Source organism: Microbacterium sp. B19(2022), assembly GCF_012030385.1.
In the GTDB taxonomy this organism is placed as follows: Bacteria; Actinomycetota; Actinomycetes; order Actinomycetales; family Microbacteriaceae; genus Microbacterium; species Microbacterium oxydans_B.
In genome coordinates this window covers 68,431-77,157 of the sequence record NZ_JAAUVO010000020.1, presented here as the reverse complement: position 1 = coordinate 77,157, position 8,727 = coordinate 68,431, and the positions used below count along the sequence as shown (strand labels likewise).

Annotated in this window: 8 protein-coding genes and 1 tRNA gene; 3 read left to right on the top strand and 6 right to left on the bottom strand. The window is 68.0% G+C overall.

Going from position 1 to position 8,727, the window contains the following annotated elements:
* Nucleotides 1-583: 583 nt before the first annotated feature.
* From HCX50_RS16535 to galU, 4 genes are all read right to left on the bottom strand, one after another.
* Nucleotides 584-656 (bottom strand) — tRNA-Ala (locus HCX50_RS16535).
* A 52-nt stretch (nt 657-708) separates the two neighbouring features.
* Nucleotides 709-1,554, bottom strand: a complete 846-nt coding sequence (locus tag HCX50_RS16530) for a hypothetical protein (protein ID WP_091029195.1) — start codon at nt 1,552-1,554, stop codon at nt 709-711.
* Nucleotides 1,555-1,645: 91 nt separating this feature from the next.
* Complete coding sequence (locus HCX50_RS16525) at nt 1,646-2,257, bottom strand: GNAT family N-acetyltransferase (RefSeq protein ID WP_091029250.1); 612 nt, start codon at nt 2,255-2,257, stop codon at nt 1,646-1,648.
* A gap of 43 nt (nt 2,258-2,300) precedes the next feature.
* Nucleotides 2,301-3,188, bottom strand: coding sequence for a UTP--glucose-1-phosphate uridylyltransferase GalU (galU, locus tag HCX50_RS16520; RefSeq protein ID WP_091029193.1), 888 nt, complete (start codon nt 3,186-3,188; stop codon nt 2,301-2,303).
* A gap of 41 nt (nt 3,189-3,229) precedes the next feature.
* Between galU and HCX50_RS16515 the strand changes: the two genes are divergently transcribed.
* From HCX50_RS16515 to mscL, 3 genes are read left to right on the top strand one after another with little or no spacing between them, the layout of a single operon-like run.
* Complete coding sequence (locus HCX50_RS16515; protein WP_167635076.1) at nt 3,230-3,826, top strand: 5-formyltetrahydrofolate cyclo-ligase; 597 nt, start codon at nt 3,230-3,232, stop codon at nt 3,824-3,826.
* A 15-nt stretch (nt 3,827-3,841) separates the two neighbouring features.
* Nucleotides 3,842-4,114 carry an FmdB family zinc ribbon protein gene (locus HCX50_RS16510; RefSeq protein WP_091029182.1) on the top strand — a complete coding sequence of 91 codons (273 nt, stop codon included), beginning with the start codon at nt 3,842-3,844 and terminating at the stop codon, nt 4,112-4,114.
* Between the two features lie 24 nt (nt 4,115-4,138).
* Nucleotides 4,139-4,561: a large conductance mechanosensitive channel protein MscL gene (gene mscL / locus HCX50_RS16505; protein WP_091029179.1), complete on the top strand. Its 423-nt coding sequence runs from the start codon at nt 4,139-4,141 to the stop codon at nt 4,559-4,561.
* A 105-nt stretch (nt 4,562-4,666) separates the two neighbouring features.
* On the opposite strand, the gene HCX50_RS16500 is transcribed toward mscL, so the two are convergent.
* Entirely contained in the window at nt 4,667-4,873 is a 207-nt protein-coding gene (locus tag HCX50_RS16500) for a hypothetical protein (RefSeq protein ID WP_091029175.1), read from the bottom strand.
* Nucleotides 4,866-8,585 carry an AAA family ATPase gene (locus tag HCX50_RS16495; RefSeq protein WP_443189883.1) on the bottom strand — a complete coding sequence of 1,240 codons (3,720 nt, stop codon included), beginning with the start codon at nt 8,583-8,585 and terminating at the stop codon, nt 4,866-4,868. The genes HCX50_RS16500 and HCX50_RS16495 overlap by 8 nt, the downstream gene beginning before the upstream one ends.
* Between the last annotated feature and the right edge of the window lie 142 nt (nt 8,586-8,727).

Below are 8,727 nucleotides of genomic sequence, written 5' to 3'. Positions count from 1 at the left end.
CCCACCGAAGTGGAGACGAGGATAATTTGGCATTTGACAAGTGCACGCTGTTGAGTTCTCAAGGATCGGATGCTCCCACGACCCAGCCATCACAGCCAGGCCCGCAGGGCAACTTCTCTATCTTACCGATCTCGTTTCCGTTGTCAAGTCCGAGTTTCTTCGGCCTGACCGTGGGAACGGATCAGCACCTTCATCCTGTTCACTCAGCGAGTGTCTGGGATTCGGGAGGTGTTCGATGCTTGACGGGAGCCGGTCCGAGGACCTCCGCTCAACCGTTTGGGGCGAACAAGTAATAAGTTACGCGGATCCCGGGGATCGGGCAAATCAGGGCTACCCGCCGGGCGTGTCGCCCGTGAATCCGGTTCCTGGTGCCGTCTCGTCCAACGGAGGGAGGGCTCCACCACTCGGGCAGACGTGCGGTCCGACCCCGTGCCTCCACGCAAGATGAGTTCGGCAGCGGCGTCTACGGGGGCTGCGCTCTCTCCCCCACGTCAGATGTGTGTCTGGGAGAGCATGGCCGACACGAGATCGATCCGAGAAACGAAGAAAGCCCCCGGTTCTCACCGGGGGCTTTCATGTTCTGTGGACCTAAGGGGATTCGAACCCCTGACCTCCTCGATGCGAACGAGGCGCGCTACCAACTGCGCCATAGGCCCGTGAACGAGATCTACGCTATCACGACGAAAGCGCTGCTCGCGTCGGCGATGATCAACCCGCGGCGCGACGCGAGAGCAGCTCCCGCACGTGCGCCTCGATCTCCGCATCGTCGACGAATCCCATCTTCGCGTAGGGAGACGACGCGGCAGGAAGCGGCACCGGTGCTGCCGGCGCCATCTGCTCTGCGCGCTCACGCAGCGCGGCGACTCGAGCCGCCTTACGTCGTTGCTCCTGCGCCTCGATCTGGGCCTGCGCAGCCTGTGCACGCGATCCCGACACGGACACCAGCGGCTCCGGCAGCGGACGCGGTGTCCATGTGGCCGGCCCCTGATCGTGCAGCACAGGTGCGACGCGCTCCCTGACGGGTGCGGCCACCTCATGCGTGGCGCGTGCGGCGCGGTTGGCGACCGACGCCATCCGCTGCAGCGCGATGCCGGCGGGCAGGATCAAGGCTCCGCCGAACCACAGCAGCAAGGAGGATCCGACGGCAACGAGCTGCCAGATGCCGAATCCGACCACCGCAAGACCGAGCAGGAGCGAGATCGTCGCGACCATACGCACCCTGCGACGGGCACGAGCACGACGGATCACCGGGTCGGCCCTGGTCGCGGCGAGCTCCTGGCGAAGCGACTCGAGCTCGGCGGCCTCGCGTTCCGACTGCACCCGCTTGGCGAGCTTCTGCTGCGCGAGCGCCGTGCGAGCGTTCAGTTCGACGTGCACCTCGCCCGGAGTCTCACTCGTCTCGGCGAGGATGCGGAGCGCCTGGTTCAGACGAACGGCGTTGCGTTCCGCGGCGTTGTACTGGAAGCGACCTCTCCACGAAGGGAGCAGATAGAGCATCCAGAGGAGCACGGCGACGAGCACGATCACTCCCCCGCTCAGCACCGGCCCGTCCATATCGACAACGGTACGGGTTCGGAGGTGACACAGCCGTACAGAAGGGCGCGTGTCGCGGCGAGTCCGTGAGGATCGCCCGGTGAGCACCGGCTCAGAGAGCGATTCGGTCGGACGGCGGCACTGTCGCAGCGTCGGGCGGCACCTGGCCGCTGAGCCAGCGTGCGAGCACACCCTGAGGGACGTCTTCGCGAGTGAGCGCGAACGCGTAGTGGTCACGCCAGTCGCCGTCGATATGGATGTAGCGCCGGCGCAGACCTTCGTAGCGGAATCCGAGCTTCTGAACGATCCGCAGGCTCGCCGCGTTCTCCGGTCGGATGCAGATCTCCATCCGATGCAGCCCGTACTCCGTGAAACAGGCATCGGTGGCCAACGCCACGGCGGTGGGCGTGATGCCCCGGCCCGCGAAACGCTCGCTCACCCAGTACCCGATGGTCGCCGAGCAGAGGGAACCGCGCGAGACTCCCCACACGTTGAGCTGCCCGGCGACCTCGCCGTCGTACTCCATGACGAACGGATAGCCCGAGCCGTCACGGTACTGCTGAAGCAGCCGACGGATGCTGAGCCGCATGTCGAACGAGACGGAACCGTACGGGACGGTCGCCTCCCACGGCTGGAGCCACGATCTGTTCGCGAGCAGCTCATGCTGCAGCGGACGGGCGTCCTTCGCACGCACGAGCCGCAACTCGATCGGTCCGTGTCGCATTCCCGTCGCCAGATCCATGCCGCACCGACGCTCGCAGAATCGCCTAGAGGCGTTCCGCGAACTCCTTGAGCCAGGGACGCAGCTCGGGACCGAGGTCATCGCGGTCCGAGGCGAGCTGGACGATGGCCTTGATGTAGTCGACGCGGTCGCCCGTGTCGTAGCGGCGTCCACCGAAGACGACACCGACGACGCCGGGGCCGTCGGGATCGGTCGCGAGCTCCTGAAGCGCATCCGTGAGCTGGATCTCGCCGCCCTTGCCCGGCTCAGTGCGTTCGAGGATCTCGAACACCGACGCGGGAAGCACGTAGCGGCCGATGATGGCGAGGTTGGACGGAGCATCTTCCTGCGCAGGCTTCTCGACGAGACCGGTGACTCGGACGGCGGCCTGGCCCTCGATCGGCTCGACCGCGGCCGCACCGTACATGTGGATGTTCGCCGGGTCGACCTCCATCAGCGCGATCACCGCGGCGCCGGTGCGCTCGTGCTCAGCGATCATGTCGGTGAGGAGCGGATCGCGCTCATCGATGAGGTCGTCGCCGAGCAGCACCGCGAACGAGCTGTCGCCGACGTGGGTGCGTGCACGCAGCACCGCGTGGCCGAGACCCTTCGGCTCGCCCTGGCGGACGAAGTGGATGTCGGCGAGGTCGCTGGACTTCATCACGCGCTCGAGCCGCCCCGTGTCGCCCTTCTCCATGAGCCTCACCTCGAGCTCGGGCACCGAGTCGAAGTGGTTGGAGATCGCGTTCTTGTTGCGCCCGATGATGACGAGGATGTCATCGATCCCGGCATCCGCCGCCTCTTCGACGACGTACTGGATCGCCGGCTTGTCGACGACGGGAAGCATCTCTTTCGGCATCGCCTTCGTCGCGGGCAGGAACCGTGTCCCCAGTCCTGCTGCGGGAATGACGGCTTTGATCTTGTGGTCAGCCATCCTCCCAGCCTAGCGGTGAGCGTCGCCGTAGACTCGGAGCCATGTCGAATGACGTCGAACACGCCAAGCGCGCTCTCCGCGCCGAACTGCGCGAAAGACGTCAGCTCCTCTCCGATCCGCAGCGCGAAGCCGCGGCCACGGCGATCGGCGAGCGCCTCGACGCCCTGGTCGACGAGCTCGGCGCGCAGTCGATCTCGTGCTTCCTGTCGACCACCACTGAGCCAGGCACCCGCGACTTCGTGACGAGGGCGGTGCGCCGCGGCATCCGCGTCCTGCTGCCGGTCACCCGCGCCGATGGCCTGCTGGACTGGGCCGTGGCCACCGACGACGACGAGGTGTCCGAGGGGCTCTACGGCCTGCCGGAGCCCACGGGTGAGGTCCTCGGTCCGATCGCCGTCAACGACGTGGACTTGATGATCGTCCCGGCCGCCGCCGTCGACCGCACCGGGATGCGGATGGGCTGGGGACGCGGCTACTTCGACAAGACGATCGGCTCCATGGAGCAGTGCCCGCCCGTCTACGCGGTCATCTATGATTCCGAGGTACTCGACGAACTCCCGCGAGAGGTGCACGACCAGCCCGTGAACGGGATCGTGACGCCGTCGCAGACTCTCACCCTGTCGTCTCGGCGACGCTGACCTGCAAGGACCCCCATGCCCACCTACGCCTATGCCTGCACGTCGTGCGGACACAAGTTCGACGCCGTGCAGAGCTTCGCGGATGACGCCCTGACGGTGTGCCCCGAGTGCGGCGGCCAGCTACGCAAGCAGTACGGCTCGATCGGCGTCACCTTCAACGGATCCGGCTTCTATCGCACGGACTCGCGCGCCAAATCCGGGGGATCCTCGGATGCTTCGGCATCATCGAAGACGGAATCGACGACGAGCGCCAAACCGGCGGCTGCGTCGACTCCGGCCTCTTCGTGAGGCCCTGATCTACTGGGGGTTCCCATGCTCAAGGGGTTCAAGGACTTCATCCTGCGCGGCAACGTCATCGACCTCGCGGTCGCGGTCGTCATCGGCGCAGCATTCACCTCGATCGTCAACGCGGTCGTGTCCAGCATCATCACACCGCTCATCTCGCTCTTCTTCAAGGCCGACTCGATGGGCGGCTTCGGGCCGCAGATCACGAATATCTACGGCGACAAGGTCACGTTCCCGATCGGTGACCTGATCTCGGCGATCATCAGCTTCCTCGCCGTCGCCGTGGTCGTCTACTTCGTCTTCGTGCTGCCGATGAACACCTTCAAGGCGCACGTCGAGGCTCGCAAGGGCACGCCGGCCGAAGAGCCCGAGGAAGAGCCGGCCGCAGCGACCGAGGCCGAGTTGCTGGTCGAGATCCGCGACCTGCTCAAGGCTCAGCGCGGCGCCTGACGCCCGACGCCCGACGCCCGACGCCCGACGCTCAGACACGAGACGCACGATTCCTCTTCGGAGGGATCGTGCGTCTTTCCTTTCGCCGCGGTTCGTGACGAACGATCAGTAGTGCGGGGGCACGTCCTGGATGAGCTGATCGTCGTTCGGGCCCTTCGCGCCCTGGGGCCGGGCACGCGGAGGCGACGGCTGGTCGGTCCCGGTCTCCGGGGCCGGGTCGCTTCCGGGCACCGGAGTCAGTCGGGCACGACGCGATCCCGCGACCCGCACCACACGTTGACGCGGAGCATCGGGGTCGACCTGGTCAGTCATTCGGGGTGTCGGCGATATCGAGCGGCTGCGTGTCGTTCTCGGCGCGCGGCACGGTGTCGGAGATGCCCAGCACAGCGGCGATGCGCGTCGCGACGGTCGCCGGATCGCTGTAGAGATCGAACGCGTGCACGCGCACGTAGTGCCAGCCGAGGCGACGGAGCACGTGCGGCCGCAGTCGCAGCGTTTCGCGCAGGGACTCGCCACGCGACTCCGGGTCGGGTTCGATCACGACCGCCTTGCCGCTGTGCTGCGCGACCAGCGGAAGCAGTCCGCGGTAGTCGACATCGACGGAGGCGCCGAGCCGCCGCAGTTCTCTGGCCAGTGCAAGAGTGAGCGGGTCGGCCAGATCCTCGAGCCGCGCATCCCTGCCCCGGGCGGCGAGCCCGCCGAGGATCGACATGAGCGTGGCTGCTCCGTGCTCGAGGCGCCCGTCGTCGAAGGAAGAGGGTCGGATCGACGAGACGAGCACCATCGAACGGCGGGCTCGGGTCATGCCGACCGTGAGCAGACGCTCGCCGTCGGGCGTGGAGAGGTCGCCGAAGTCGCTCAGGACGCGGCCATGCTTGGTGAGACCGAAGCCGAGGGAGAAGATCACCCGATCGCGACTCTCCGCCACGGACTCCTCGAGGGTCAGGACGGCGAACGGTTCTGCCGTGTCGCGGCCGACGAAGTCCGCCACGTCGGAACGCCCGGCGAAAGCCGAGGTGACCGCGGCCCGTACCCGCTCGGCATGTCGTGCGCTGGCGGTGACCACCATGAGGGATTCGGATGGCCGGTGCACGGCGTGCTCGACCACCAGGGTCACCACGCGCGCGACTTCGGCATCGGGGCTCTCGACCGCACCGGACACCGGATCAGGGGTCCCCGTCCCGCCCTCGACGTAGTCGACCGTGAGGCTGCCGCGACCGAGATAGGAGCCCGCCCACGGCAGAGAGACGATCTCGCCGCCGTAGAACGCATCGTTGATGAGCTCGGCGAGATCCTCGCCACCGGCGCGATAGCTGCGCGTCAGAGTCATGACGGGCAGGAGCTCGGACAGACGCTCGAACACCGAGACGTCGTCGAACGGCACCTCGGCCTCCCAGGCATCCTCCGGATCGACGGCGATATGGAACGGAGTGGGACGCTGCGTGACCGGATCGCCGAACGCGACGACCTGGCGCGCGCGACAGATCGCCGGTGCGGCCTCGGCCAGGTTGATCGCTGCGGCATCGACGAGGAGGACGGTGTCGAACTCGACCGACTCCGGGATCTCGGGCACGAGGTAGGGGGAAGAGATCCAGACGGGCGCGAGCACGTCGACGAGCGTCGGCGCGGCGCTGACGACCTGTGCCGTGGTCGCGGCGGGTTGGGTCAGCGCACGGCGGAGATGCTGCGACTGCTGGGGTTCGTCGACGATCGCGATCCGCCACTGGTTGGCGAGCTGCCAGGCGAGGAGCGGGCCCGCCATCGCGGCGTGCGCCTCGTCCACCAGCCGGAAGTCACGTTCGAGACGGTCGACGACGGCGGTGTTCGCACCGAGGAGTGCGCGATTGTCCTGCAGTGCGCGCTCGAGGAGCGACTGCCACCAGGCGAACTCGAGCTCCTCCCCCACCTGCGACTCGGACACATGCCGCACCGAGAGTTCTGCGAGCAGCGGCTCGAGTCCGAGGAGTGCGAGTCGATCGCGCAGCTGAGCCCGCTCCACGAGGTTCTCGAACACGTCGGACTTGGCGGCGAGCCCGGCAAGAGTGCGGACGAGTCGTGCGACAGGGAGCGACGCCAGCGGCTCGCGGCGGCCCAGCGCGGCATCCAGTTCGGCGAGCTCCGCCTCGGCCCGCTGCCAGGCCACGTACACGTCGGCGAGACCGAGCGGGATCTCCGGCGCGGCCCCCGCCTCGACGTACCGCTGCCACTGGGTGCGCTGGGTCTGGATCCGCAGCAGCGCCTCATGCATCTCGGTGACGTGGACGCCCGGACGCACGTATTCCTTCGCCAGACGCCGCAGCCGCCGCCGGTTCGCTCCGGAGAGGCCGGGGGCGTCGCGACGGGAGCCGTGCGCCTGGATGAGCTCGCCCAACGGCCGCTCGAAGACCGTGGGGCTGAAGCGGTCGAGCGAATCGCGGATGCCCTGCAGCAGACGCAGGTACTCGCCGAGCTCGTCGATCGTCGCGAAAGGGCGCATGTGCGTCTGGGCGATCAGTTCGTAGCCGCGCTCGAGAAGAGTGGGGATGCTGTCCGAGTGCAGTCGACCGGCCAGCTCGTGCGCAGCTCTGGCCGCTTCGGTGCTCGCGAAGGTCACGCCGTACCACGGCGAATCGTTCGGACCGAAGCGGAACTCGCCGAGACGCGCGGCCTGGGCGAGAGCTTCTGCCGCCTCGCTGCGATCCGCCGCGAGGCGGCGAAGCGCGTCGGTGCCGAGCCGGGCGGTGGTGGACGGCGGCACCGGCAGCGACGCCAGTCTGGTGAGCTGGCGGGTCGCGTCGAGTACCGAGGCGTCCACCCCGGTGATGGGAGCCGTGAGCGCCTGGCGGTAGTCGCGCAGGACGGTCCGGAGGCGCACCAGCGCGTCGTCGACCTCGCCGACCTTGGGTGCCGACGCCTTCTCGTTGCGCCCGATCGCCCTGACCAGGTCGCGACGCACGCTGGCCGGCGAGATCGCGAGGCTGTCGAGCCCGATACCCGCGAGCCGGTGACGAACGCCGTCGAGCGTCGAACGACGCGCTGAGACCACGAGCACGCGCTTGCCGCCGCGGACCAGTTCGCCGAGCGCGTTGATCACCGTCTGCGTCCCGCCCGTGCCGGGGAGCGTCGCCACGGTGAGCGAGTGTCCGGCGGCGATGCGCGCGAGAACGGCCTCCTGCTCGGCGTCCGCGTCGAGCAGGAGATTGTCCGAGGCGGGAGCCCGATCGTCGGGTCCGGTGTGGTGTGGCGTGGCCCGAGGTGCTGTCACACGCTCGCGGTCACCCACATGGCCGCCCAACGCGTTGAGGAGCGCGTGATCGAGGCTGCCGGCGTCGCGGGACATCGCTCCGGAGACGTCGGCGAAGGTCGACACCACCAGCCGCGGTTCGACAGAGAAGGTGTCGATCGAGCGGGTCATCACGCGCAGGTTGTCGATGACCGGCTGTGGCTTGAAGATCCCGCCGTCGTAGGCGAGCGCTGCGAGGGACGCGGCATCGATGGACAGGCCGAAGTGATCACGGGCGATGCGGACGAGTTCGGGGTTGACCTCGAACGCGCCCTGGAGCTTGAGTTCGAAGTCCGAGTGATGCCGCCGGATCGCCAGCGGCCGCAGCAGCACCGGCGCGGCGAAGCCCGCTCCTCCGATGCGCCACCGGGCGACTCCGACGGCCAGGTGCACGGCCTCGATGCCACGGACGGTGCGCAGTTCGGTGTTCTTCGCGGTGATCCGTTCGGCGGCCAGCCGTGCGGTGCGCAGACCCACCTCGTCGCGGAAGAGGTTCGACAGAAGGGTCGATTTTCCGGTGATGAACTGCGGCAGGCTGCCCGGATGGGCCTTGGAGATGTCGATGCCCGATTCCGGGCTGTCGCGGAAGCTCACCAGCGGAGAGGGGCCGCCGAGGTCGGCCGCTTCCGCCCTCAGCCGGGTGCGCTCAGCCTCAGCGGCATGGGCGATGTCGACGCCGGTCGTGGGCTCGTGCAGATCGCCGATGGCCACAGCAGCGTCTGCCGCTGTGTTCTCCGCAGTCTTGTCTTCACGTCGCCACACAATGACACCCTAGGCGCGAGACCGGGCGAGCTGGGGTATCCCAGGCGGGTTTCCGCCGAATATCCGCCTCCGAGAGCCGATCCGCACTCCTCCTGCCCTGTGGCGATGACCGTCACGTTCTCCACCCCGCCCGGGAGGCTGG

Bases quoted from the DNA above. Each gene is read 5' to 3' on its own strand.
- HCX50_RS16500 (WP_091029175.1), bottom strand. From the start codon at position 4,873: ATGACTGACCAGGTCGACCCCGATGCTCCGCGTCAACGTGTGGTGCGG.
- mscL (WP_091029179.1), top strand. From the start codon at position 4,139: ATGCTCAAGGGGTTCAAGGACTTCATCCTGCGCGGCAACGTCATCGAC.
- galU (WP_091029193.1), bottom strand. From the start codon at position 3,188: ATGGCTGACCACAAGATCAAAGCCGTCATTCCCGCAGCAGGACTGGGG.
- HCX50_RS16515 (WP_167635076.1), top strand. From the start codon at position 3,230: ATGTCGAATGACGTCGAACACGCCAAGCGCGCTCTCCGCGCCGAACTG.
- HCX50_RS16510 (WP_091029182.1), top strand. From the start codon at position 3,842: ATGCCCACCTACGCCTATGCCTGCACGTCGTGCGGACACAAGTTCGAC.
- HCX50_RS16525 (WP_091029250.1), bottom strand. From the start codon at position 2,257: ATGCGACACGGACCGATCGAGTTGCGGCTCGTGCGTGCGAAGGACGCC.
- HCX50_RS16530 (WP_091029195.1), bottom strand. From the start codon at position 1,554: ATGGACGGGCCGGTGCTGAGCGGGGGAGTGATCGTGCTCGTCGCCGTG.